25 protein-coding genes and 4 tRNA genes are annotated in these 22,559 nt (G+C 63.7%); 19 read left to right on the top strand and 10 right to left on the bottom strand.

From position 1 onward, the window contains the following. Positions 1–7: 7 nt before the first annotated feature. Entirely contained in the window at positions 8–1,042 is a 1,035-nt protein-coding gene (locus tag Q0X68_RS04080) for an App1 family protein (RefSeq protein WP_297747950.1), read from the bottom strand. On the opposite strand from Q0X68_RS04080, the gene Q0X68_RS04075 reads away from it, so the two are divergent. Genes Q0X68_RS04075 through Q0X68_RS04060 form a run of 4 tightly spaced genes read left to right on the top strand, consistent with a single transcriptional unit; the run spans position 1,041 to position 4,669 of the window. Then, positions 1,041–1,661, top strand: a complete 621-nt coding sequence (locus Q0X68_RS04075; protein ID WP_297747947.1) for a DUF5998 family protein — start codon at positions 1,041–1,043, stop codon at positions 1,659–1,661. The two genes, Q0X68_RS04080 and Q0X68_RS04075, sit on opposite strands and share 2 nt — an antisense overlap. Then, positions 1,658–2,776, top strand: a complete 1,119-nt coding sequence (locus Q0X68_RS04070; protein WP_297747945.1) for an alkaline phosphatase family protein — start codon at positions 1,658–1,660, stop codon at positions 2,774–2,776. The genes Q0X68_RS04075 and Q0X68_RS04070 overlap by 4 nt, the downstream gene beginning before the upstream one ends. After that, complete coding sequence (locus tag Q0X68_RS04065; RefSeq protein ID WP_297747942.1) at positions 2,773–4,017, top strand: glycosyltransferase; 1,245 nt, start codon at positions 2,773–2,775, stop codon at positions 4,015–4,017. The genes Q0X68_RS04070 and Q0X68_RS04065 overlap by 4 nt, the downstream gene beginning before the upstream one ends. Next, complete coding sequence (locus tag Q0X68_RS04060) at positions 4,010–4,669, top strand: thymidine kinase (protein ID WP_297747939.1); 660 nt, start codon at positions 4,010–4,012, stop codon at positions 4,667–4,669. Before Q0X68_RS04065 ends, Q0X68_RS04060 begins: the two co-directional genes overlap by 8 nt. A 13-nt stretch (positions 4,670–4,682) precedes the next feature. On the opposite strand, the gene sepH is transcribed toward Q0X68_RS04060, so the two are convergent. Continuing rightward, entirely contained in the window at positions 4,683–5,663 is a 981-nt protein-coding gene (gene sepH / locus Q0X68_RS04055; protein WP_366127700.1) for a septation protein SepH, read from the bottom strand. Between the two features lie 89 nt (positions 5,664–5,752). Between sepH and Q0X68_RS04050 the strand changes: the two genes are divergently transcribed. Next, a complete protein-coding gene (locus tag Q0X68_RS04050; protein ID WP_297747932.1) occupies positions 5,753–6,049 on the top strand; it encodes a DUF4193 domain-containing protein in 297 nt (98 codons plus the stop codon). 50 nt (positions 6,050–6,099) lie between these two features. On the opposite strand, the gene Q0X68_RS04045 is transcribed toward Q0X68_RS04050, so the two are convergent. Then, positions 6,100–6,423 (bottom strand): DUF4235 domain-containing protein, encoded by a 324-nt coding sequence (locus Q0X68_RS04045; RefSeq protein ID WP_297747929.1) that lies wholly within the window; start codon positions 6,421–6,423, stop codon positions 6,100–6,102. A 50-nt stretch (positions 6,424–6,473) separates the two neighbouring features. Between Q0X68_RS04045 and Q0X68_RS04040 the strand changes: the two genes are divergently transcribed. The 4 genes from Q0X68_RS04040 to Q0X68_RS04025 are packed head-to-tail and all read left to right on the top strand — an operon-like array spanning position 6,474 to position 8,457. Next, positions 6,474–6,902, top strand: coding sequence for a DUF3093 domain-containing protein (locus tag Q0X68_RS04040; protein WP_297747926.1), 429 nt, complete (start codon positions 6,474–6,476; stop codon positions 6,900–6,902). Continuing rightward, the gene (gene dut, locus Q0X68_RS04035) at positions 6,902–7,339 is read left to right on the top strand and encodes a dUTP diphosphatase (RefSeq protein WP_297747923.1); all 438 of its coding nucleotides are present in this window, start codon (positions 6,902–6,904) and stop codon (positions 7,337–7,339) included. Before Q0X68_RS04040 ends, dut begins: the two co-directional genes overlap by 1 nt. Then, on the top strand, positions 7,340–8,107 hold the full coding sequence (locus Q0X68_RS04030; RefSeq protein ID WP_297747921.1) for a DUF3710 domain-containing protein: 768 nt from the start codon (positions 7,340–7,342) through the stop codon (positions 8,105–8,107). 2 nt (positions 8,108–8,109) lie between these two features. Beyond that, positions 8,110–8,457 carry a DNA-binding protein gene (locus Q0X68_RS04025; RefSeq protein WP_297747918.1) on the top strand — a complete coding sequence of 116 codons (348 nt, stop codon included), beginning with the start codon at positions 8,110–8,112 and terminating at the stop codon, positions 8,455–8,457. On the opposite strand, the gene Q0X68_RS04020 is transcribed toward Q0X68_RS04025, so the two are convergent. Next, entirely contained in the window at positions 8,418–9,137 is a 720-nt protein-coding gene (locus Q0X68_RS04020; RefSeq protein WP_297747916.1) for a TrkA family potassium uptake protein, read from the bottom strand. The two genes, Q0X68_RS04025 and Q0X68_RS04020, sit on opposite strands and share 40 nt — an antisense overlap. Then, a complete protein-coding gene (locus Q0X68_RS04015) occupies positions 9,134–9,802 on the bottom strand; it encodes a TrkA family potassium uptake protein (RefSeq protein WP_297747912.1) in 669 nt (222 codons plus the stop codon). The genes Q0X68_RS04020 and Q0X68_RS04015 overlap by 4 nt, the downstream gene beginning before the upstream one ends. Positions 9,803–9,849: 47 nt before the next feature. Here Q0X68_RS04015 and Q0X68_RS04010 point away from each other — a divergent pair, with 47 nt between their 5' ends. The 4 genes from Q0X68_RS04010 to dxs all read left to right on the top strand — a co-directional run bounded on the left by Q0X68_RS04010 (position 9,850) and on the right by dxs (position 16,285). After that, a complete protein-coding gene (locus Q0X68_RS04010; RefSeq protein WP_297747909.1) occupies positions 9,850–10,962 on the top strand; it encodes a class I SAM-dependent RNA methyltransferase in 1,113 nt (370 codons plus the stop codon). Between the two features lie 211 nt (positions 10,963–11,173). Further along, complete coding sequence (acnA, locus tag Q0X68_RS04005) at positions 11,174–13,846, top strand: aconitate hydratase AcnA (RefSeq protein WP_297747906.1); 2,673 nt, start codon at positions 11,174–11,176, stop codon at positions 13,844–13,846. Positions 13,847–13,933: 87 nt separating this feature from the next. Then, the gene (locus Q0X68_RS04000; protein WP_297747903.1) at positions 13,934–14,323 is read left to right on the top strand and encodes a hypothetical protein; all 390 of its coding nucleotides are present in this window, start codon (positions 13,934–13,936) and stop codon (positions 14,321–14,323) included. Positions 14,324–14,368: 45 nt separating this feature from the next. Beyond that, the gene (dxs, locus tag Q0X68_RS03995) at positions 14,369–16,285 is read left to right on the top strand and encodes a 1-deoxy-D-xylulose-5-phosphate synthase (protein WP_297747900.1); all 1,917 of its coding nucleotides are present in this window, start codon (positions 14,369–14,371) and stop codon (positions 16,283–16,285) included. Here the strand turns inward: dxs and Q0X68_RS03990 are convergent. From Q0X68_RS03990 to Q0X68_RS03970, 5 genes are all read right to left on the bottom strand, one after another. After that, complete coding sequence (locus Q0X68_RS03990; RefSeq protein ID WP_297747896.1) at positions 16,250–17,443, bottom strand: HRDC domain-containing protein; 1,194 nt, start codon at positions 17,441–17,443, stop codon at positions 16,250–16,252. The genes dxs and Q0X68_RS03990 overlap by 36 nt on opposite strands. Continuing rightward, positions 17,440–18,012, bottom strand: coding sequence for a DUF3000 domain-containing protein (locus Q0X68_RS03985; protein WP_297747893.1), 573 nt, complete (start codon positions 18,010–18,012; stop codon positions 17,440–17,442). The genes Q0X68_RS03990 and Q0X68_RS03985 overlap by 4 nt, the downstream gene beginning before the upstream one ends. A gap of 57 nt (positions 18,013–18,069) precedes the next feature. Beyond that, the gene (gene msrB / locus Q0X68_RS03980; RefSeq protein ID WP_297747889.1) at positions 18,070–18,486 is read right to left on the bottom strand and encodes a peptide-methionine (R)-S-oxide reductase MsrB; all 417 of its coding nucleotides are present in this window, start codon (positions 18,484–18,486) and stop codon (positions 18,070–18,072) included. Between the two features lie 15 nt (positions 18,487–18,501). After that, positions 18,502–19,302: a sirohydrochlorin chelatase gene (locus Q0X68_RS03975; protein WP_297747886.1), complete on the bottom strand. Its 801-nt coding sequence runs from the start codon at positions 19,300–19,302 to the stop codon at positions 18,502–18,504. A 26-nt stretch (positions 19,303–19,328) separates the two neighbouring features. Next, positions 19,329–19,403: transfer RNA gene (locus Q0X68_RS03970), tRNA-Val, on the bottom strand. 192 nt (positions 19,404–19,595) lie between these two features. On the opposite strand from Q0X68_RS03970, the gene Q0X68_RS03965 reads away from it, so the two are divergent. The 6 genes from Q0X68_RS03965 to thrS all read left to right on the top strand — a co-directional run. Continuing rightward, positions 19,596–19,668, top strand: a tRNA-Gly gene (locus Q0X68_RS03965). Positions 19,669–19,713: 45 nt separating this feature from the next. Continuing rightward, positions 19,714–19,784: transfer RNA gene (locus Q0X68_RS03960), tRNA-Cys, on the top strand. A 1-nt stretch (position 19,785) separates the two neighbouring features. After that, positions 19,786–19,860: transfer RNA gene (locus tag Q0X68_RS03955), tRNA-Val, on the top strand. A gap of 90 nt (positions 19,861–19,950) precedes the next feature. Beyond that, positions 19,951–20,490: an HAD domain-containing protein gene (locus Q0X68_RS03950; RefSeq protein WP_297747883.1), complete on the top strand. Its 540-nt coding sequence runs from the start codon at positions 19,951–19,953 to the stop codon at positions 20,488–20,490. A 38-nt stretch (positions 20,491–20,528) separates the two neighbouring features. Further along, entirely contained in the window at positions 20,529–20,804 is a 276-nt protein-coding gene (locus tag Q0X68_RS03945; RefSeq protein WP_297747881.1) for a GNAT family N-acetyltransferase, read from the top strand. Positions 20,805–20,859: 55 nt separating this feature from the next. Next, positions 20,860–22,559, top strand: a 1,700-nt coding sequence (gene thrS, locus Q0X68_RS03940; RefSeq protein ID WP_297747878.1) for a threonine--tRNA ligase, incomplete at its 3' end; no start/stop codon positions are given.

The following is a 22,559-nucleotide window of genomic DNA, read 5'->3' as shown; positions in this document are numbered from 1 at the left end:
TGGCCTCCTAGAAGTCGATGATGTCCAACTGCCTCAGCTTATCCGCGAGACCGTCACCGTCGGGGGCACGAAACTCCGGGGCGGTGTGTTGATTCCAACGTGTTTCGGGGCCTTCGAGGCGGATGCCGTGTGCCAACACGGCCTCGCCGGGCGCGAGCTCACGGATTGCGCGAGCCAGAACGTGGGCCGGTTGCAGTTCGGCAAACTCGCCGTACAAGTCTGGATCGTGCTGTCCGTCGTCGCCTACGAGCAGCCAGCGAACATTGGGCAGATCGCGGGCAAGCTCTCGCAGGGCAGAGCGCTTGTGGTCCGTGCCGCTGCGGAACCATCCCGTGTTCGTCGGCCCCCAGTCGGTGAGCAGCATTGGGCCGACGGGCAGCCCATGGCGTTGTTGAAAGCGGCGAATCATGGGGAACGTGTTGAATGCGCCGGTCGACACATAAATGATGGGCGAGCCCGGGTGCGCGGCAAGCAGCTGTTGGTACCAGCGAGCCATGCCAGGCACCGCCTGCCGGGCCTGTTCCGTCAAGACGAACGAGTTCCAGGCGGCGAGCATGAGGCGGGGAAGCCACGTCGAGATGATCGTGTCGTCGATGTCCGAGACGATCCCGAACGTCACGTCATCGCCCACGATGTGTACCTGCGTGAGTGCGGAGGCGCCGTCGGAGCCCTCGATGGTGACAGTATGCCAGCCGGGTTCGAGCCCGGGATTGTCGATGCGCACGTCGATGTAGCCGCCGCGATCGGCGTACACGGGGATAGCCACATCGCCGACGTGGATCGTGGCGCGAGCGTCCACCTTGCTCAGCGCGATGAAGTTGCGCCAGCCTCGGCGGTACAGCACAGCGTTGGCGGCTTGGACGATGCCGAGATCTTTCGGGGGGACCAGCACGATGCGTGCCAACACTCGGATCATGCTGCTCGAGCCGTATCCCAAATAGGGGCGGATTGCCTCTTGCCACCCGCGCCTTCGCATGACGGAGTTGAGCATCTTGTTGAGGCGGTCTTCCAACCGGGCGCCGATGAAGGGGCGGTTACGCATGCGTCCAACCTACTGCCTGGCGCACGCTGGCGTCGAAGGTGCCTATGATGGGGCGGTGAGTTTCAGCCCCGATCCCATCGCAACACTGCCAGACCGTCTCCTCGTGGAGGTGGCCGATTGCGGCTTCTACCCAACCATTATTTGCCGGGCTATTGCCGGGGCGGTGGGTGAACGTCGGGTCGCTGCGCACCTGGTGCATCATGAGGCGACGTTCGCGGGCAGCGAGGCTCACCGCCACTTGACGGTCTTGGTGCTGGTAGATGGAGCCTTCATCATCTGCCATGCCGATGAGGGTGAGTTTGGGCGAGCCATCGTCTCGACCGAAGTGGTGAAACTCTCTGCCATCGACTCCGTCATTTGCACCCAATCCGTCGCAGACCCGGCCTCCCCGCGCCCCGACCTGGCGGAAGCCTGGCTCACCGTCATTTGGGGAGCCACCCGGCGCATCGACGTCGGGCCTGCCGCCTGCGATAACCCGACGTGCGAAGCCGACCACGGCTACACCGGCGTAGACGCCGCCGACGACTACGTGGTACGCATGAGCCGAGACGCAGACGGGGTTGCGAGCATGCAGAAACTCGTCGAATTCGGAAGTCTGCTACAGGCGGCAGTGCGGTGACCGACGAGTTCGTGCTGCCCCGCTACGACGCTGGCGCGCTGTGCAACGTGCTACCGAGCGTCGCCGCTCGCCTGAAGGGCGAGACCCCGATCATTGGCGTGCCACGCGCGAGCAAGTACGTCATCGTGATGGTTGACGGGCTCGGTCTCGACGTGATGCATCAATGGGGCGACCACGCGGAGCGCCTGCTGTCGCTCGACGAGCAGGTGCTCACATGCTCCGTGCCGTCCACGACGGCTTGTTCGCTCACGAGCCTCGGCACCGGGCGCCCTCCCGGCAGGCACGGCGTCGTCGGATATACCTTCTACGACCCGCAGGTCATGGCGGTGGTGAACGCGCTCACCTGGGAACACGGGCAAGCAGATGTAGAGCTCTTCCGGCAGGAACCCACGATCTTTCAACAGCTCGCCGAGAACGGCACAGCCAGCGCAGCAGTGACGCTCGGACGCTTCGACGGCAGCGCGCTCACCCAGCTGGCCTTCGGTGGCACGGCGCTGCACCCCAGGCCGGAGGACGAATCCGACGTGGATGGCACCGTCGCGCTCGTGGAACTGGCGCTGGCCACCCACGACGTCGTGTACTGCTACCAGCGTCTACTCGACCACGCCGGACACACCTCGGGGCCAGGATCATGGCAGTGGCTGCAGGAGCTCGAGACCGTCGACGATCTCGTCGCGGGCATCGTGACCCTGGCCAGCGACGACGTGTGCGTGCTTGTGACTGGCGACCACGGCATGATCACCGTCCCGCCGCACCGCAGAGTCGTCGCTGAGCAGGAGCCGTGCCTGGAAGGCTTTCATACGATCGCCGGCGAAGGGCGCTTCCGCCAGCTCTATACCGACGAGCCCCAACGCTTGGCGGACGCCTGGCAGGAATTCCTGGGGAAGCGGGCGCACGTGGTGCTGCGTGAGGAAGCCATCGCTTCTGGATGGTTCGGTTCTCACGTCACTCCCACCACTCGCGAACGCATTGGTGACGTCCTCGTCGCCATGCGAGACGATTGGGCCGTGATGAGTACCCGATTCCCCGACGAGTTCAGCTTGGTCGGTATGCATGGCTCACTCACGCACGCCGAAATGGTGGTGCCGCTGTTGTCACGAGGAGGAACACGATGAAGCCCCTGCGAATTGCCCTGCTCCTCGACGACTTCTTCCCAGCGTCGGGCGGCATCGCACGCTCGGTGCAAACCCAGATCGAGGCCCTCACCGAACTGGGCCACGACGTCACGTTGTTGGCCCCTGCCAAGTACTTGAGTGTTCCTGAGCAATGCCGCACGATCGCGTGCAAGTCGCACCATATCGACGGGCTTCCCGCGCATCTGAACGTGCTGCACTCGTCTCGCTGGGCAGCACGCAAGATCCGGCAGCAATTCGACGTCGTGCATTCCCAAACCGAACGCGGAGCCGTGGTGCTTGGCGCCCGGATCGCCCGTAATCAGGGCGTGCCTCACGTGCACACCTTCCACGCCAACATCGCAGGCACGCACGCCACGCTGCCGTTCTCCGCGATGTGGGGATCATTGAGCTACGAGTTTCTAGTGACGCGAGTGCTGGCCATGGCGTCGGGGCGCTCGCCGAGGTTCTACCCGTCGCTGCCACCGGCCACCCCGGAACCCGACAACAACAACTACTTCTCGCGGCTGGACTGGCGCTCGCTCGGCTGGATTGCCGCGCACGTCGACGAGGTGACGAGCCCCGCCGCATACATGCTCGCCAACATTGAGAACGCCGTCGGGCAGCCCATTGGCGGAGTGCAGATTCCGAACGCCTGTCGTAAAGCCACGATCAAACCCGTGCCGGCCGCTCAGACGGACCGCGGTGACGTGAGCGTGCGGTTCTTGAGCGTCGGACGACTGTCCCGAGAGAAGCGCCTCGACGTGCTGGTGAAAGCGTTCAATCACGCGCGCATCCCCGGGGCCGAACTCGTGTTCGTGGGCGACGGCGACCAGCGCAAACGTCTTGAACGTCTGGCCGGGCCGGGCGTGAGCTTCCGTGGACAGCTGAACAGCCGAGCCGACATCGCCAAGGAGTATGCCGAAGCCGACGCGCTTGTACTCGCCTCATATCGCTTCGACGTGCAGGCCATGGTGTTGCTCGAAGCCGGGCTCGCGGGCCTGCCCGTGCTGTATTGCGACGATCGGCTGACCATTGGTGTGAGCCCCGAGTCGAGCCTGCTGGTACGCCCCGACGCGGTCTCGCTCGCTGAGGGGATGCGCCGCCTGGCAGAACCGGACACCCGCTCGGCGCTGCGCGCGAACGTTGCCCGCGTGGTGGAAGGCCTCACGCCAGAGTCGATGGCGCAACGCTATGTCGAGGTGTATCGCACGGCAATTGAACGAGGGAGGCGCGGTGGCTGAGCTCGTGTTCCACACCGGTCCGATGGATTGCGGCAAGTCGACGCTCGCGCTGCAGATGCATTTCACACAGTCGCAGCACGGCCGCCAGGGCAGGCTCTTCACCCGGCAAGACCGCTCCGGCAGACCTGCAGTAACCTCGAGGCTTGGGCTGTCGTTGGAGGCACTCGAGGTGGACGACGAGTTCAACTTTTGGGCGTTCGTGATCCGGGAGCTCACGCACGCCAAACGGGTCGACTACCTCATCTGTGACGAGGCCCAGTTCTACACGGCTGAGCAGATCGATGAGCTCGCGCGCATCGTCGACGAATTGCAGATTGATGTGTACGCGTTCGGCATTCTGGCGGATTTCCGCACTCGGCTATTTCCCGGATCACAGCGCTTGGTTGAGCTCGCTGACCGGATGGAGACGCTGCCACTGGGGCCCCTGTGCTGGTGTGGTAACAAGGGCACCCACAATGCCCGCACCGTCGACGGAAAGATGGTGACGGAAGGCTCGCAGGTCGAGGTCGGCGATACCGCAGACGGGGGAGAGCAGACAATTCGATACGAGGTGCTGTGCAGGCTGCACCACCGTCGCAAGGTGACGAAAGCGATGGCGCAAGCCACGCTGTCTCCCGACCCGCTGCCGTTCGACAACGACGCCTGGACGTAATGTCCCGGCGGCGCTAGCTCCGCGGACCGCCAAACATGATCTCATCCCAACTGGGCACATGGGCGCGCCCACGGCGCTTGCGAGGCTTCTTTTCCTTGGGCTTCGGAGCGTCGCCTTCCGGCTCATCTACCAGCGAATCTTGCACGGGCTCCGCGACGCTCGGCTGGGTATCAGCCGGTCGCTCAGTTGACGACTGCTCCGGGGCGGATTCGGGCTCCGCATCTTCAACACGAGGCTCCTGCTCGGTAGGAACGGCCGCCTCGACGTCGGTTGCCTCCTGCTGCTCGTCTGCAGCGTCGAGCTCGCTCAATCCGGTGTAGATGCGCACTGAATCTTCGGAGATGCCGCTCAGCATGTCGTAGAGCTCATCGAGTGAGGACGTGTCTTCATGGCCATCGTGCATCGCATCAGCAACCGGGACGTCGTCGCCAGGGGATGCGGGTGCCTGCTGCTCTTCCTCACGGGTGGCGCGAAGCAGGGCCAGCTCGTCGTTGAAATCGACGGTGTTCTCGTCTTGTCCGGCGGCGTCAGGCAGCTGTTCGCCGATCATCCAACGCGCATCGGCATTGTCCGCGACGCTGAAGCGGCGCTTGTGGTCGAAGAGGAACTCCGCGGTGCGGGTGCCAGCGTCGTCGCCGAGAATGCCGACGACCCGCCAGCGCAGATCTTCCTGGCGCCATGCATCCCACACGATGGCGTCAGCATCGAGTCCTCGCTGCTGGAGGCGTTCACTCACCAGCTCGCCTAGGCGGCGATGGGATTGCTCTCCACGGCGGCGAATGGTGGATTTCAAGGCGTTGGTGACCATGAACTCGCGTTCGGCGAGAACAGGGCCTGCAAATCCCTCGATATCGGAGACATCAACCCCGGCATCGCGCGCGACGTCGCCGACGGATTCTCCACCGCGAATGCGGGCCTGGATCTCGCGGGGGGACAGTGCACTGTTCATCGTTGGATTCCTCGGGGGTCGAACCTTTCCGGGCCAATCTACCAGCGAATGTGTAGATCGCCGGGACCGTCTTCGTACGCCTTGGCGAGGTGTGGTATCAATATGCGCGAACTATTACAACGGTAAGGACTGCAATGGCAACGGATTACGATGCTCCTCGCAAGACGGATGAGGAGATGCAAGAAGACTCCCTCGAGGAGTTGAAGTCTCGTCGCAACGACCAGAACTCCGGCAAAGTCGACGAAGATGAGGTTGAGGCGGCCGAGTCGTTCGAGCTGCCCGGCGCGGACCTTTCGCACGAGGAACTGACGGTTCGGGTGTTGCCTCGTCAGCAGGATGAGTTCACCTGCGCATCCTGCTATCTCGTGAAATCGCGCAGCCAGCTGGCAGAAACACGGGGCGAAGAACAGTTCTGCGTCGACTGTGACTGAGTGAAATCAGTCACAGCCGACGCAGATCGGCACCCAGGGTGTTGAGGCCCTTACTTCTTCTTTTTGTTCTTGTTCTTTACTGCGGCGTCGAGCAGGTTACGTCGATTGCCAGGGGCGCCGTGGCCAGTGTTTGACCACCAGCGGCGCTGCACGAAGCGGTTCATCATGATCTGTGTCACGCCGACGCCGACGCCGCTCGCAGCAGCCCAGACAATTGCCTGAAACCCAGGAGTCTCGGGGTCGTTCGGGTCCGGCGGCTCTTCGCCAGTGGACGCCTGCCACGCCATCGTGATCAGTTTCTGGGCAATAAATGTGGCGAGCGCGCCAAGAATGCCCGAGTAGACATTCCAAATTACCTTTTCGGTCAGCTTCATGGTGGTCCTCCTGTGATCCATTATTACCGACTCAGGGTAGATTTGCCGACGTGACCTACCAAGAACGTCTCCGTGCCCCCTGGCTGTGGTGGCTCCTCGGCGTGGGCCTCGTCGCATCCGTCATCCTGGCGGTATTCGTCTTTGTTGAACTCTGGCTGGTCATCACGCTTGCAGTGCTGTCGACGCTTGTGGTGGTGCTTGGGATTCTCGGTTTCTCGCTGGATATCAAGGTCGACGAGCGCGGTCTGGCCGTAGGGCGTCACCTTCTTGAGGCGCCGTACATCGCTGGAGCTGAGGTCGTCGACGGGGATGTGCGCGCTGACACTGACGAGCGCAGCTTCATGCTGACTAGGCCGTATGTGCGGCAGAAGGTGCGAGTGTTGATTGATGACCCGGCAGATCCGCACCCAGCGTGGCTCATCTCCACCCGTCGCCCCGCCGAGCTCGTCTCCGCGGTCGAGGCTGTGAAGGAGCTCTAATGGACATTCCTGTTGTTGGCCCAGCCCCCACGTACGCCCATCCTGGCGATGCAGGCGCAGACTTGCGAGCCAACGAGGATGCGCGCCTGGCCCCAGGCGAGCGGCGGCTGGTTGGCACCGGTGTACAGATCGCGCTGTCGGAAGGCACTGTCGGCATGGTAACGCCTCGCTCGGGCTTGGCTGCCAAGGTGGGGCTCAGTATCGTGAACGCTCCGGGCATCATTGACGCGGGATACCGGGGGGAGATTAAGGTATGCCTGGTGAACCTGGATCGTCACGACGACATCCAGATCAGACGGGGTGAGCGCATCGCACAACTGGTGATTGTCCCGTTTGTGACGGCCAATTTCGTCGAAGTGCACGAACTGGATGCCACTGAGCGCGGAGCCGGTGGCTATGGTTCTAGTGGTGGAAGCCAACTGTTGAGTGGAGCGTAAGTGATTTTTGGACGCAAGAAGCGCCAGAGTGCCCAGAAGGCCGAGGAGCGCGTCGTCGATGTCGAGGAAGAACTTCCCGCAGACGACGACGCGCACACCCAGCCCGAAGCTACAGATGATGAGGCCAAGGCCCGCCAGGCCATGGAGAAGCACGAAGCGCAGTGGCTCGCGTGGGACGACGAGTTCGACCGCGAGGACGGCCCCTTCGACATCGACGAGGTGGATCTCCACGCGGACGACGTCAAGCGCCTCGACCTGGGTTGCATCGTTGTGACCCCATTCCCCGGGATGAAGATGCAAATCTCGGTCAACAATCAGCAGGTGCCGCAGGCCATCATCGTGCAAGATGAGCATTCCGCCATCGAGGTTGCCCTATTCGGCGCACCCCTGCGCAGCGCCTACGTGCCAGAGATTCGTCGGGAGCTCATCGCGGCTGCCAGCCAACAGCAAGGCACCCGTATCTCCATGTCGAAGGGTCCGTTCGGCACTGAAATCAGGCGCGCGGTACCCGTTGAAACTCAGGACGGCCGGAAAGGCGTGCAGATCACGCGCACCTGGCTTGCGGAGGGTCCGTCGTGGGTACTTCGCGGCGTCGTATTTGGTCAGGCGGCCACCGAGCCGGAGAACGAGGACGCCACCATTACCTTGGAAGAGTTCTTTGCCAACCTCGTCGTGCGCCGTGGGGAACAACCCATCGCTCCTGGCACGGTGATTCCGTTCACGCTTCCGGAAATTGCCGACGCTGACGAAGCTCAGTCTAAGGAGTAGCCGTGCCGAACTCGCTTGGGACTCGGCTGAAACGCTGGTTCTTGGCGGAACCTGAACGCACTCCACGTCGCGATGCGTCGGAGTGCACCCGCATTGCCGACTGCCGACCACGCGAACGCGTAGAGATCGGCGGCACTATCACCCAGCACGGCGTCAATCTCGAGTACGGCTGGTTTGAAGCCGAGCTTACGGATCCGACGGGCAGCGCCCTGCTGATCTGGATGGGGCGGCAGCGCGTCGATTGCCTACACGACGGGGCAGTGGTGACCGCGCGCGGACGCCTAGCGACGCTCGACGACCAGTTGGTGCTCTACAACCCCGAGTTCTCCGTGCTGCCAGATGGCGTCTGAACGTCGAGCGTGATGCTCGGCTCCTCGGCGGCAAACTGTTCCTCGAGATCGGTTTCTGCGTGCTCGGGGGTGAGAAAGAAGAGCTTGTCACCCAGCTGTAGGCGTTCGTCGATCTTCGGTGGCTGCGCCTTGGATTTGCGCACCAGCGCAACGACGGCAACCTCCTCGGGGATCGCCAGCTCGCCGATTGCACGCCCAACCAGGCCGGATTCTTCTGTGATCGTGACCTCGGAGAGATGTGTATCGTCGTCTTTGAAGCTGAAGATGCGCACGAGATTGCCGGCACCGACGGCCTCTTCCACGAGCGCGGCCATGAGTCGCGGGGTAGACACCGCGGCGTCAACGCCCCAGTGCTCGTCGAAGAGCCATTCATTGCCTGGGTGGTTCACTCTCGCGACGGTGCGCGGCACGCTGAACTCGGTTTTCGCCAGCAGCGCGTGGACGAGGTTGACTTTGTCGTCGCCGGTGGCGGCGATCGCCACGTCGAAGGTGTCGAGCTCAGCTTCCTCGAGGCTTTCCATCTCGCAAGCATCGGCGTGGAGCCACGTCGCCCCGAGCACCGTGTCTTGTTTGAGCGCTTTGCCGTCGCGTTCGAGGAGCGTGACTTGGTGGCCGTTGGCGAGCAGCTCGCGGGCGATGGAACGGCCCACCTGGCCCGCGCCAGCGATCGATACCTTCATCGGGTGGCTCCCTTCGGAGGATTGCCGAGCACCATTTCCATCGTCGACGTTTGCTCCACTTCGCAGCAGGCGAACACCAGGTCGCCATCCTGGAAGACTGTTTGTGCGGTCGGCACGATGCCAGTGCCCAGCCGCGTGATCACAGGAATGATGCAGCCGGCCGCGTCGGCCAGATCGGAGATACGACGGTTCACCCAACCTGGATGCACATGCACCTGCAGCATGCGCACCTGTCCCGAAGGGTCGCGCCACACGGGTTCGGAGCCTTCCGGCAGGAGGCGTCGCATCACCATGCCGGTGCTCCACCGGACTGGGGCGACCGTCGGGATACCGAGGCGTTCGTAGACCTGTGCCCGGCCCTGGTCATAGATGCGTGCCACCACGTTTTCGACGTGGTAGATCTCTTTCACCACTCGGGCAGCGAGAATGTTGGAGTTGTCGCCGCTGGAAACCGCCGCGAAGCCACCGGCGTTGCGAATACCGGCAGTCTCGAGCACTTGGCGGTCGAAGCCGACGCCTTTCACCGTCTGCCCCTTGAACTGGGAACCGAGACGCCCGAAGGCCTCTTCTTCGACGTCAATGACGGCGAGTGAGTGACCTCGCTTTTCGAGGCCCCGGGCGAGCATGGCGCCCGTGCGCCCGCAGCCCATGATCACGATGTGCATGGATACTCCTAGAATCCATTGCACGCTATCAAATCCTGGAGGTAATCGTGACCGAGACCCGAGCCGACGTGGTGCTGGGTGACGTGGCGCACGGCGGGTGGTGCGTGGCCAGGATTGACGGCAAAGTGACGTTCGTCTCCGGCGGGCTGCCAGGAGAACGCGTGGACGTGGAGATCACCGAACGCGGCAAACGCTTCGACAGAGGGCGTGTCGCACGGGTACTCGATGCCCACGACGAGCGCGTGCCCGCGCCGTGCCCCGTCGCGGGAATCTGCGGCGGATGTGATTGGCAACACGCGAGCCCGGCGTTACAGCTGGAACTCAAACGACGTGTGGTTGCGGAGCAGCTGCAGCGCCTGGCTGGGTTGGAGTGGAACGGACAGGTACAGGCTGTCGCGCCGCTTATGGGCTGGCGTACCCGGATGCAGTATTCCGGCACTGGTGATGGCCTCGGGCTGCGTGCCCGACGCAGCCACGACGTCGTTGCACTTCCCGACGGTGGGTGCCGCATCGCTGCATCGTCGGCGCCGGCGGTGCGGGGAGAGCGCGTCGAAGTCGTGGACGCCGCGTCTGGGCGGGTGGTGCTCGTCGATGGGCAGGTCGTCGAAGGTGCACCGTCGGTGCAGGAGCGTGCGGCGGGGCGAGACTACACAGTCGATGCTGATGGATTCTGGCAGATTCACCCCCAGGCGGCGAACACGCTTGTCAAGGCGGTGTTGGACGGGTTGGAACCGAATACGGGGGAGAACGCTGTCGATTTGTACTGCGGCGTCGGGCTGTTCGCGGGTGCCCTTGCCGGGGCCGGCTGTGACGTGTTGGGAGTAGAGATCAACAAGCGGGCAGTGATGCACGCCCGCCGCAACGTGCCGGAAGCCCGCTTCGAGGCGGCCGCCGTCGACCGCTTCCTACAACGTCTCCCCAAGCACGCCGACCTCGTCGTGTTGGACCCGCCGCGCAAGGGCGCAGGAAAGCGGGCTGTGCAGAAGGTGGCGTCGATGCAGCCGCGACGGGTGGCCTACGTGGCCTGCGACCCGTCGGCCCTGGCGCGAGACCTCAGCTATTTCGGTGACGAAGGCTACGCGCCTCAGCGTTTCGACGCTTTCGACCTCTTCCCCCAAACCCACCACGTTGAATGCGTCGCGGTGCTCGTGCCCGCTTGATCCGTACCCTCGATCTCTGGTGTTCCACCCCACCAAGCACAGGTAACCTGTGCGGCTCAGTTGCGGAACAATGTTCATGTGCCTCGGGCCAAGCCGACGGAGGGGAGCGGCGGCGGCGACCCTATCCGGCACCGCTGCGCGCTCAGGCAGCGCAAATGATGGTTTGGCAGTAGACTCGGGGGCGGATTCACAAGCCGCCATAAGGAGAACGATGAGCGTCAACTCGTTCGGGGCCAAGGCGAGCCTCGATGTGCAAGGGACTTCGTACGAAATCTTCCGGCTCGATGCTGTGCCGGGTTCGGAGAAGCTGCCGTACAGCCTCAAGATCTTGCTGGAGAACCTGCTGCGCACCGAGGACGGTGCGAACATCACCCGCGAGGACATCGAGTTCCTCGGAAACTGGGACCCGAACGCGCAGCCTGACCACGAGATCCAGTTCACGCCGGCGCGCGTGATCATGCAGGACTTCACTGGCGTGCCCTGCGTCGTCGACCTCGCCACCATGCGCGAAGCCGTCGCTGAGCTGGGCGGCGACCCGTCGAAGATCAACCCGCTGTCGCCCGCCGAGATGGTCATCGACCACTCCGTCATCGCCGAGGTCTTCGGCATCCAGGGGGCATTCGAGGCCAACACCGATATCGAGTACCAGCGCAACCGCGAGCGCTACCAGTTCCTGCGTTGGGGTCAGACCGCATTCGACGACTTCAAGGTGGTGCCTCCCGGCACCGGCATCGTCCACCAGGTCAACATTGAGCACCTCGCTCGCGTGGTCTTCCCGCGCACCGTCGACGGCGTGCTCCAGGCCTACCCCGACACCTGCGTTGGCACCGACTCCCACACCACCATGGTCAACGGCCTCGGCGTCGTCGGCTGGGGCGTTGGTGGCATCGAAGCTGAGGCGGCCATGCTCGGCCAGCCCGTCTCGATGCTCATCCCGCGCGTCGTGGGCTTCAAGCTGAAGGGCAAGCTCAACGAAGGCACCACGGCCACCGACCTGGTGCTCACCATCACTGAGATGCTGCGCGAGCACAAGGTCGTCGGCAAGTTCGTCGAGTTCTACGGCGACGGTGTGGCCGAGGTTCCGCTTGCCAACCGCGCCACCATCGGCAACATGAGCCCCGAGTACGGCTCCACCATCGCGGTGTTCCCCGTCGACGAGAAGACCACCGACTACCTCCGCCTCACCGGCCGCGACGAGCAGCAGATCGCTCTCGTCGAGGCCTACGCGAAGGAGCAGGGCCTGTGGCATGACCCGTCGCGCGAAGCCAACTACTCCGAATACCTCGAGCTCGACCTCTCGACGGTGGAGCCCTCCATCGCGGGCCCGAAGCGCCCGCAGGACCGCATTCGCCTGAGCGAGGCGAAGGATTCCTTCGAGAACTTCCTTCCCAGCTACACCTCCAACCCCGACGCGGCAGTGCCGGTCAAGCTGCAGGCTGGCGACGAGTTCGACCTGCGCAACGGCGCGGTCACCGTCGCATCCATCACGTCGTGCACCAACACCTCCAACCCGAGCGTCATGATTGGCGCTGGGCTGGTGGCGAAGAAGGCCGTCGAGAAGGGTCTCACCCGCAAGCCGTGGGTGAAGACGTCGCTGGCTCCGGGCTCGCAGGTGGTCACCGACTACTACGAGAAGGCCGGGCTCACGAAATACCTCGACGAGATCGGCTTCAACCTCGTCGGCTACGGCTGTGTCACCTGTATCGGCAACACCGGCCCGCTCATCCCCGAGGTGTCGAAAGCCATCAACGACAACGACCTCGCCGTCACCGCGGTGCTCTCGGGTAACCGTAACTTCGAGGGCCGCATCAGCCCCGACGTCAAGATGAACTACCTCGCGTCGCCGATGCTCGTCATCGTCTACGCACTGGCGGGCACGATGGACATCGACTTGTTCAACGACCCGATCGGTCAGGACAAGGACGGCAACGATGTCTTCATGAAGGACATCTGGCCCACGGCAGCCGAGATCGCGGAAGTCATCGGCTCCTCTATCTCCTCCGAGATGTTCAAGGAGCGATACGCCGACGTGTTCAAGGGAGACGAGCGTTGGCGCTCCCTGCCCACGCCTGAGGGTGCCACCTTCGACTGGGACGACGCCTCCACCTACGTCCGCAAGGCGCCGTACTTCGAAGGCATGCCGCGCGAGGCTGCTCCCGTCGAGGACATCGCTGGGGCTCGGGTGCTGCTGAAGCTGGGCGATTCGGTCACCACCGACCACATCTCCCCGGCGGGCAACATCAAGGCCGACTCGCCTGCGGGCAAGTACCTCACCGAGCACGGCGTCGAGCAGCGCGACTTCAACTCCTACGGCTCGCGCCGCGGTAACCACGAGGTCATGATTCGTGGCACCTTCGCCAATATCCGGCTGCGCAACCAGATTGCACCGGGCACCGAGGGCGGCTTCACCCGCGACTTCACCGTCGACGACGCCCCCGTCACCACCGTGTACGAGGCCGCGCAGAGCTACGCCAAGGCTGGCACTCCGCTCGTCGTTCTGGCGGGCAAGGAATACGGCTCTGGTTCGTCGCGTGACTGGGCAGCAAAGGGCACCGCGCTGCTGGGCGTGAAGTTCGTCGTGGCCGAGAGCTACGAGCGCATCCACCGTTCGAACCTCATCGGCATGGGCGTGCTCCCGCTGCAGTTCCCCGAGGGCGAGTCGGCAGAGTCGCTGGGGCTCACCGGCGAGGAGACCTTCTCCGTCGACGGTGTGACTGAGCTCAACGACGGCGTCACGCCCAAGACGATGAAGGTCACCGCTGTCGCGCCTGATGGCAAGGAGACCACGTTCGACGCGGTGGTACGCATCGATACTCCTGGAGAGCGTGCCTACTACCTCAACGGTGGCATCATGCAGTACGTGCTGCGCAACCTCATAGGCTGATCCTCTCAACCACAGTACCCCCGCTAGTTCGGATAGCGGGGGCACTGTTGTATTGAAATGTCAGTGCGGCAGTGTTCAATAGAACACATGTTTGATACTGATGCATTGGTGCAGGTGTACGTCCCTCCGGGCTGGCCGTCAGCCGTGCCACCTCCAGGTGCCGACGATTGGTTGCATTGCGCAGTCGCCTTCCTCCTCGACGCATGTCCGCCGGAGTATCGGGGGTATCGCGTGCTGCGCAATCACCCAGTCGTGCTCGCCCGGTTGGCGCACGGGCATGTGGAAGCGCAGCTGGCCGCCACGAGGTCGCAGCGGGCGACGGTGCGCACGAACCTTGCTGGGTGGGTGGATGCCCGCGTGGCGGGGGAGGCCGTCGAGGTATTGCAACAAGAAGATGCGCGGTTGCTGCGCCTCCTGCGTGCGGTGCATCTCGTCGAGGAAGCGCTCCACGACGTGCGTTTCGTGCCGAAGTTATAGCTTGATAAGGCGCGGTTTTGGCGCTTGCGTCCTATGATGGAGGGCATGTCTTTGCTCGATTCCATTGCTGGCCCGCGAGATCTGCGTTCACTGTCGAAGTCGCAGATGGAGCGGCTCGCCGATGAGATTCGAGCCTTCCTGGTCACGAACGTGAGTCGGACGGGCGGGCACCTGGGGCCAAACCTTGGAGTGGTTGAGCTCACCATGGCTATCCATCGGGTGTTCAACTCTCCCCACGACCCGATCATCTTCGATACCGGCCACCAAAGCTACGTGCACAAGATGCTCACTGGTCGCGCTCACCAGTTCGCCACCCTGCGTCAGCAGGGCGGGCTCTCGGGCTACCCGGAGCCCTCCGAGTCGGAGCACGACTGGGTTGCCAACTCGCACGCTTCTGCTGCGCTGTCATGGGCGGAAGGCATGGCGAAGGGGTATGCCCTGCAGGGGGAAGATCGCACCGTTGTTGCTGTGGTGGGCGACGGGGCGCTCACGGGTGGCATGGCGTGGGAGGCGCTGAATAACATCGCTGCTGAGCCGAATCTGCGCCTGGTCATTGTGGTGAACGACAACGGGCGTTCGTACACCCCGACGGTGGGTGGACTCGCGAATCACCTCGCCGGTTTGAGGACGAACCCTCGATACGAACAGACGCTGTCGCTGGCGAAGCGTGTCATCAACAAGATCCCTCTCGTGGGGCGTCCTCTGTACGACCTCATGCACGGGTTCAAGACGGGCGTGAAAGACGTCGTTGCGCCACAAGACCTATTTTCGGATCTCGGCATCAAGTACACCGGCCCCATCGACGGCCACGACCTGGGCGCGCTCACCAATCATCTGGAACAGGCACGCCAGTTCGGTGGCCCGGTGATCGTGCACACCATCACGGTGAAGGGCAAAGGGTTCAAGGCCGCGGAAGAGAATGAGCAAGATCGCTTCCACGCCGTCGGGCAGATCGACGACGTCACCGGCGAGTCGCTCACCTCATCGGTGCAGGCGACGTGGACGGACGCATTCGCGGAAGCCATGGTGCAGCTCGGGCAGCGTGACCCGCGCGTGGTCGGGATCACCGCAGCAATGCTGCACCCCACCGGGCTCGCGCGCTTCGGCGCGGCCTTTCCGGATCGGATTTTCGACGTCGGCATCGCGGAACAGCACGCCCTCACGTCGGCGGCGGGCCTTGCCCGCACCGGCCTCCACCCAGTCGTGGCGTTGTATTCCACCTTCCTGAACCGCGCCTACGATCAGCTGCTCATGGATGTCGCGCTGCACGGCCTCGGAGTGACGATCGTACTGGATCGCGCAGGTATCACCGGCACAGATGGGCCGAGCCACAACGGTATGTGGGATGTAGCGATGGCCGGCATCATCCCGAGTTTGCAGCTCGCAGCACCGCGCGATCAGCGGAGGCTCGAGCAGGCATTGAACCGCGCGGTTACCGTCGATGACGCCCCCACTATCATCCGGTACTCGAAGGAGAAGCTTCCCGACGACATCGTGGAAGTGGCTCATAGAGGCGAAGGAGTGTCACGCGTCGACGTGATCAGCGCAGACCGCGATGCTCGCACGCTCATCGTCGGGTATGGGCAGTTCGTTGGGCTTGCTGCTCAGACCGCGGAGCTCCTTCGCGCGCAAGGTGTCGCCGCCACGGTGGTGGATCCGCTGTGGGCGCTGCCGGTGAGCCCGGAGCTCATCGCGCTGGCGACGGAGTTCGATCACGTCATCACGATCGAGGACAATCTCGTCGAAGGAGGCCTCGGCCAGCGGTTGCGGTCGCGCTTAGCAGAAGAAGACATCACCACCCCGGTGCATTGCTTCGGTATCCCGCATGAATTCCTGCAGCACGCGAGCAGGTCGCAGATTCTTTCGACGCTAGGCCTCACTCCGCAGAGCGTCGCGCATGCGGTGCTCCCGAAGCTCGTGGATTCCTCAGTCGAAGAGTTCGTCGATCAGCCCCGACAGTAAATCTGCTTGCCAGGGGCGCATTCCGGCGTCCAGCAAGTCACCTTCGGTGGGAACTCCATCCCAAATGGCCCGCTGCAAGGCGGCGGGGGGTGCCAACAAGCTGGGCTGGATGCCGATTTCGCAGGCGAAGTCGTCAATGGCGGGGCGGACGACACGCCACCTTGCGGCAGCGTCCTCGTTGGTGCGCTCCCAAGCTTTGGGGTGGGGAATGCTACCCGGTACATGGAGGCGCTTCGGCGGGTAGTCGCTCGCGCGCAGCGTGTTGAATCGCTTGATCGCTTCAATCCAGCGATTGAGGTAGCGGCGCCCGGGCGGCTTGGCGAACCCGTCAATCCGGCGCAGCGTATCCGGGGTCACGGCACGATCCTTGCCGGCGGCAACACCGGCGTCGACGAGTGCCGCGTCGGGAAGGATGTGCGTGGGAGGGCGGTCGCGGCGCTGGGCGATCGCTTCGCGTTCGTGCCACAGCTCGCGGACGAGGGCGAGGCCACGCGGGTGGCGTACCGCGGTGATGTGGGAGGTCCTTCGCCATGGATCTACGCGAGGCTCTACGGCCTTCGCGAAGGCGTCCAGCTCCCACTGGAACTCCTGTTCCGCCCATTCGCGACGGTGCACCTCGCGCAGCTGCGCGTCGAGGGTCGCACGCAGCTCGGCCAGGAAATCCACGTCCAGCGCGGCATAGGTGAGCCATGACTGTTTGAGGGGCCTCGTCGCCCAGTTCACGGCCGAGTGGGCTTTCCGCAGTTCGATGTCGAGCTCGGCTGCGAGGATCGCACCCAGCGAAACGCCGGGCTTGCCGAGCAAGCGTGCGGCGAGCTCAGTGTCGAAGATGCGCTGGGGCACGATGCCACAGTCGAACATCGATGGGAGATCTTGCGACGCGGCGTGGATGATCCACTCGTCATTGTCAGTGCGTTCGACGAGCTGCGCCAGCTGGGCGTTATCGAAGCATGTCGGATCGATCAGCCACGTGCCCGCGTCGCCTCGTCGGATCTGCAACAAGTAGGCGCGCGGCCAGTAGCGGTAGCCGTGGGCGCGTTCCACGTCGAAGGCGACGGGCCCAGCAGCGGAGGCGAGCGCGGCAAGGCAGCGGCTGAGCCCGTCGTTATCCGCGACGACAGGGCGCAGTGGCTCTCTGGGCTGATCGACGAGTGTCATCGGGTCTTGAGTAGCGAGATGCCAGCCGGGAGCGGGGGTTCGCCGGCAACGAGCCCTAAGAGGTCTTGCCAGGCGAAGAGGTGGCTGGTGAGTGGGTGCTGAGCGTCGAGGTGGGGTGTCCACGAGGAGCGCAGCTCCACCTCGGCGCGGTCTGGTTCGTCGGCCATCTCGCCGAACGACCTGCCGTACGAGGCCGTCACGGTGCCTGCGAGGAAAGACGCATCGCACTCGTTGTCCTCGAGGGCTTCAGTGAGCCAGGCCCAGGAAATATCGGGGAGGAGGGGGTCTGCCGCCATCTCGAGATCGACCTCTGAGCGGACGTATGACACGAGGCGAAACGTACCTTGCCAGGCTTCGTTTCCTGCGGGATCGTGCAGCAGGATGAGGCGCCCAGAACTGACGGTGTCGTCACCGACGGTCAGCTCGCCCGCGATCGCCAAAGAATGGGGAGCGATGCGCTGAGGCGAACCGATCTCGTCGATGCTCAGCTCGCGTCGCCACTGCATGTGGCGGAACTCCTCGACAGCGCGATGAAACGCATCCGGGGCGAGCCTCGTAACCTTCGACACACGGGCGACTCTACGTGTCGAGTCTTCGCGACGTAGCCTGCCACGCCGCGGAAGGCGCTACTTCGGGTTGAGAGTGAGGCAGACCGAGTTGATGCAGTAGCGCAGATCGGTTGGGGTGTTGTAGCCCTCGCCCTCGAACACGTGACCGAGGTGGGAGTTGCAGTTCGCGCACCGTACCTCCACCCGCGGACGGCCGGGAATACTGTGATCGTCGAGGTAGCGCACCCTGTCTTCTGCTAGCGGTGAGAAGAAGCTGGGCCATCCGCAGTGGGAATGGAACTTTTCGCTACTCGTGAACAGTTCCGCGCCGCATGCTCGACACGAGTACGTGCCCTCCGTTTCGGTGTCCGTGTACTCGCCGGTGAAGGGGCGTTCTGTGCCTGATTGGCGCAGTACGTGGTATTCCAAGTCGGTCAGGCGCTCACGCCATTGTTCATCGGGTAGTTGAAACGGTGCGATGTACTGCTCGCTCATGGTGAGCAGTGTAGTTCAGCGGCCAAAGGTTTCGCGCGGGCTGAGGAAGTGGTAATCGTCGTCGACGGTGACAGGCTGCGGGCTGCCGTCGAGCAATTCCATCGCGCCGAATGCATATCTGGCCAGGATGAGTTGGCTGAGGTGTCGGCTGCCGCTGATGGGGGCGGTGACGGCGATCGCTCCTGCCTGTTGGGCGGCGCGGGCGTGAGCACGGTAGGAGGGGCCGGGGGAGAAGAACGCTCCCCCCACGGCGATGTACCGACGCCCTTGCGAGCGGAGTGCGTGGACTGCGCTGGCAGTGGCGGCTCCGTCGCCTTCCTCGATGGCGAGCTGCACGGGCAGGCGGTGGTGGGCTGACCACTGGCGAGCACGCCGAGCAAGCAGCGCTGACCCTCGCGCGTCGCCGCCAATACGTCCGACGAGTACCAGCCCGTCGAGTTCCAGCGCGGAACGACGTTGCAGGGCGTCGCGAACGAGTTCGTCCAGGATATTGAGCAGTTCAGATGCTGGGCCGATGGGGCGCGATACGACGGCGCGGATGCCGGCTGCCTTCATCGCCCTCGCAGCGTCGTCGAGTTCGCTGGCGTACGATGTTGCCGACCGGAGATCAAGTGGAACGAGTACTGCCTCCTCCACCTGTTCGTCGTGCAGGCGGGGGAGTACAGCGCCGAGTGTGGGCCGAGCGCCCAGTTCGAGAAAGTGGATGTTGAGATCGGGCCGACGCGCGCGCAGCTGCGTTTCAATGGTGTGGAACGCTTCACTGACTTCGGGAATTCCTGAGGTGGTGTCGGCGAGGACGACTGCGGGTGCTGCCATCTCCGCCTCCTGCCACGTGCTCACTATGGTGGGTGATGGCGGGTTCGAACCGCCGACCTCTTCGGTGTGAACGAAGCGCGCTACCACTGCGCCAATCACCCAGCGACGGTTCACTCTAGCGCATCTTCGGCCACATGTACCATTTGGACCCTGACTGGCGTGGCGAGGGTGTCCGTCGGCTGGCGTGGTTCATCCCGAATTTGGGTTGGGTTCACCGACGATTTGTGTTTTGTGAAATGTGTGCGCTAGTGTTCTCAACGCGTCAGAACCGCAACAGCGTTTCTGGTCGACATGCGGACGTGGCTCAGTTGGTAGAGCATCACCTTGCCAAGGTGAGGGTCGCGAGTTCGAATCTCGTCGTCCGCTCGGAGAAGTCTCTCCCAATCCCCAAGGGGGAGGGCCTCCATCGGTGGTGGAGTGGCCGAGAGGCGAGGCAACGGACTGCAAATCCGTGTACACGGGTTCAAATCCCGTCTCCACCTCGGGCGGTTGGCGCAGCGGTAGCGCGCTTCCTTGACACGGAAGAGGTCGCCGGTTCAAACCCGGCATCGCCCACCATGCTGCGCTCGAGGTTCAAGCTGTAGCGTTCGTTGCGGGGTGTCAGACAGCCCGCCTGTGCGATGGGCGTGACAAGGGGAGGAAACGTTCATGTCACACCAGCCGTTGCTACTCCTTGATGTCGACGGTGTGCTGAATCTGCAAGTGCCTGCAGCGATGCGTGAGCACGCCAAGCATGAATTCGACGTGGTAAGGACGGTTCCCGACACCGACCTTCGCGTATGGGTTGGCCGCTACGGGCCATATTCCATTCATTGGCGCGAGAACATCGCTGACGTCTTCAAACCGCTCACCGATGTCTTCCAGATCGTCTGGTGTACCACTTGGCAGGAAGCGGCAAACCCGTTCTGGCTACCCAAGCTTCGCCTCGTGGATGAACTTCCGGTCATCCCGCTCGAATGGGAGCCCACCACCGACGGCACCTGCTGGAAGACGTCCCAGGTAGCCACGTGGCTGGATGAATTCGCCGGCCCAGATCCGGTCGGCGTCTGGCTCGACGACGACGTCTCCGAGCGTGATCGTGAGGGCCTGCCGCAGGGGATGCTCCCCATTGCCGTTGACCCTCGAAGTGGCCTGACCGACGACATCGTCGCACAAGCGCTCACACATGTTGGTGCCACCGCCGCATAGTCGCCGTCGCCCGTGACCGACACGACTAGTGTGGAGGCATGGACATCATGAAGAACGAGGCGCTGTCCCGGTACGAGATGCAGCTCGACGGTGAGGTCGTCGGCGTGATCGACTACACCGTCGAAGGCGACGTCGTAGACCTCCCACACACCGGGGTAGAACCCGCGCACGAGGGCAAGGGCTACGCAGGAAAGCTGGCGAACTTCGCGCTGGAAGACATCCAGGTCCAAGGAAAGCGTGTGCGGCCGACCTGCCCGTACATCGCTAACTACATCGACAAGCATCCGCAGTACAACGCGCTGCTGGCCGAATAGGGCAGAATAGCGTTTGGCATTGCGCCAACGACGAACGAATATCGAGGAGAGAATTATGAGTGGCGTCATCACCGTGCACCGCAACGACGAGGCGAGCAGCGTGGAACTGACGACCACTACCACCGGCCTCGACCTCTTCGGCGACGACCGCACGATCGTCGCGATGCACGTGAACGGTGAAACGCTTGACCTCCAACGCGAGCTGCACGATGGCGACGATGTCGAACCCGTGCTCATCGACTCACCCGAGGGGCTGTCCATCCTCCGACACTCCGCGGGGCACGTCACCGCGCAGGCGCTGCAGGATGTGTTTACCGAAGCCAAGCTGGGCATCGGCCCGCCTATCACCGACGGGTACTACTACGACTTCCAGTGCGAGCCGCTGACGCCTGAAGATCTCAAGCGCATCGAGAAGAGGATGCAGCAGATCGTGAAGGCCAAGCAGCGGTTCGTGCGTCGCGAGGTCTCCGACGACCAGGCGCGCGACGAGCTCGCGAACGAGCCCTTCAAGCTTGAACTCATCGACGACAAGGGGTCTGCCGGCGACGAGGACGGATCCAGCGTCGAGGTCGGCGCAGGACAGCTCACGATCTACGACAACGTGAACCGCGACGGCTCCGTCGCGTGGAAAGACCTCTGCCGCGGGCCGCACATTCCGCACACCGGGTACATCCCGGCCTTCAAGCTGATGCGTTCCTCCGCAGCGTACTGGCGCGGCGATCAGCGCAACGCCAGCTTGCAGCGCGTGTACGGCACCGCGTGGGCGACGAAGGACGACCTTAAGGCGTACGTCACGCGGCTGGAGGAAGCCGCCAAGCGCGACCACCGCAAGCTCGGCACCGAGTTGGACCTGTTCAGTTTCCCCGACGAGATCGGCTCCGGCCTCGCTGTGTTCCACCCGAAGGGCGCCATCGTGCGCATGGAGATGGAGGACTACTCACGCAGGCGCCACGTCGAGGAGGGCTACCAGTTCGCGTATACCCCGCACCTCACGAAGGCACACCTGTACGAAACCTCCGGGCACCTCGACTGGTATTCCGAGGGCATGTACCCGCCCATGCATATGGATGAGGAACGCGACGCCGAGGGCAATGTCACCAAGCAGGGCGTGGACTACTACATGAAGCCCATGAACTGCCCCATGCACAACCTCGTGTTCGCCGCGAGGGGGCGTTCCTACCGTGAACTGCCGCTGCGCCTGTTCGAGTTCGGCACCGTGTACCGCAACGAGAAGTCGGGCGTGGTGCACGGACTCACCCGAGCACGTGGATTCACGCAAGACGACGCACACATCTACTGCACCCGCGAGCAGATGCGCGACGAGCTCGCCTTCCTGCTGAAATTCGTGCTCGAGCTTCTCGCCGACTACGGGCTTGACGACTTCTACCTCGAGCTCAGTACCAAGAACCCTGAGAAGTTCGTCGGCGACGACGCCACCTGGGATGAAGCCACCGAGGTGTTGCGCGAGGTTGCCAGCGCGTCCGGGCTCGAGCTCGTCGACGATCCGGGTGGCGCCGCGTTCTACGGCCCGAAGATCTCGGTGCAGGCGAAGGACGCGATTGGCCGAACCTGGCAGATGTCCACCATCCAGCTGGATTTCAACCTCCCAGAGCGCTTCCAGCTCGAGTACCAGGCTGCCGACGGCACTCGCCAGCGCCCGGTGATGATCCACCGTGCGCTCTTCGGGTCGATCGAGCGGTTCTTCGGTGTGCTCACCGAGCACTACGCCGGTGCGTTCCCGGCGTGGCTCGCGCC

Source organism: uncultured Tessaracoccus sp. (assembly GCF_947286155.1).
Lineage (GTDB): Bacteria > Actinomycetota > Actinomycetes > Propionibacteriales > Propionibacteriaceae > Arachnia.
Note: the sequence above shows the minus strand (reverse complement) of the source record. Positions and strands in the feature narration are given on the sequence as shown.

What these genes read in the sequence shown, in the direction of transcription:
- Q0X68_RS04020 (WP_297747916.1), bottom strand. Translation starts at nt 9,137, where the DNA reads ATGAAGGTATCGATCGCTGGCGCGGGCCAGGTGGGCCGTTCCATCGCC.
- dxs (WP_297747900.1), top strand. Translation starts at nt 14,369, where the DNA reads ATGTCTTTGCTCGATTCCATTGCTGGCCCGCGAGATCTGCGTTCACTG.
- Q0X68_RS04075 (WP_297747947.1), top strand. Translation starts at nt 1,041, where the DNA reads ATGCGTCCAACCTACTGCCTGGCGCACGCTGGCGTCGAAGGTGCCTAT.
- Q0X68_RS03990 (WP_297747896.1), bottom strand. Translation starts at nt 17,443, where the DNA reads ATGACACTCGTCGATCAGCCCAGAGAGCCACTGCGCCCTGTCGTCGCG.
- Q0X68_RS03975 (WP_297747886.1), bottom strand. Translation starts at nt 19,302, where the DNA reads ATGGCAGCACCCGCAGTCGTCCTCGCCGACACCACCTCAGGAATTCCC.
- dut (WP_297747923.1), top strand. Translation starts at nt 6,902, where the DNA reads ATGGACATTCCTGTTGTTGGCCCAGCCCCCACGTACGCCCATCCTGGC.
- msrB (WP_297747889.1), bottom strand. Translation starts at nt 18,486, where the DNA reads ATGAGCGAGCAGTACATCGCACCGTTTCAACTACCCGATGAACAATGG.
- Q0X68_RS03945 (WP_297747881.1), top strand. Translation starts at nt 20,529, where the DNA reads ATGGACATCATGAAGAACGAGGCGCTGTCCCGGTACGAGATGCAGCTC.
- acnA (WP_297747906.1), top strand. Translation starts at nt 11,174, where the DNA reads ATGAGCGTCAACTCGTTCGGGGCCAAGGCGAGCCTCGATGTGCAAGGG.
- Q0X68_RS04015 (WP_297747912.1), bottom strand. Translation starts at nt 9,802, where the DNA reads ATGCACATCGTGATCATGGGCTGCGGGCGCACGGGCGCCATGCTCGCC.
- Q0X68_RS04000 (WP_297747903.1), top strand. Translation starts at nt 13,934, where the DNA reads ATGTTTGATACTGATGCATTGGTGCAGGTGTACGTCCCTCCGGGCTGG.
- Q0X68_RS04050 (WP_297747932.1), top strand. Translation starts at nt 5,753, where the DNA reads ATGGCAACGGATTACGATGCTCCTCGCAAGACGGATGAGGAGATGCAA.
- Q0X68_RS03950 (WP_297747883.1), top strand. Translation starts at nt 19,951, where the DNA reads ATGTCACACCAGCCGTTGCTACTCCTTGATGTCGACGGTGTGCTGAAT.
- Q0X68_RS04045 (WP_297747929.1), bottom strand. Translation starts at nt 6,423, where the DNA reads ATGAAGCTGACCGAAAAGGTAATTTGGAATGTCTACTCGGGCATTCTT.
- Q0X68_RS04080 (WP_297747950.1), bottom strand. Translation starts at nt 1,042, where the DNA reads ATGCGTAACCGCCCCTTCATCGGCGCCCGGTTGGAAGACCGCCTCAAC.
- Q0X68_RS04065 (WP_297747942.1), top strand. Translation starts at nt 2,773, where the DNA reads ATGAAGCCCCTGCGAATTGCCCTGCTCCTCGACGACTTCTTCCCAGCG.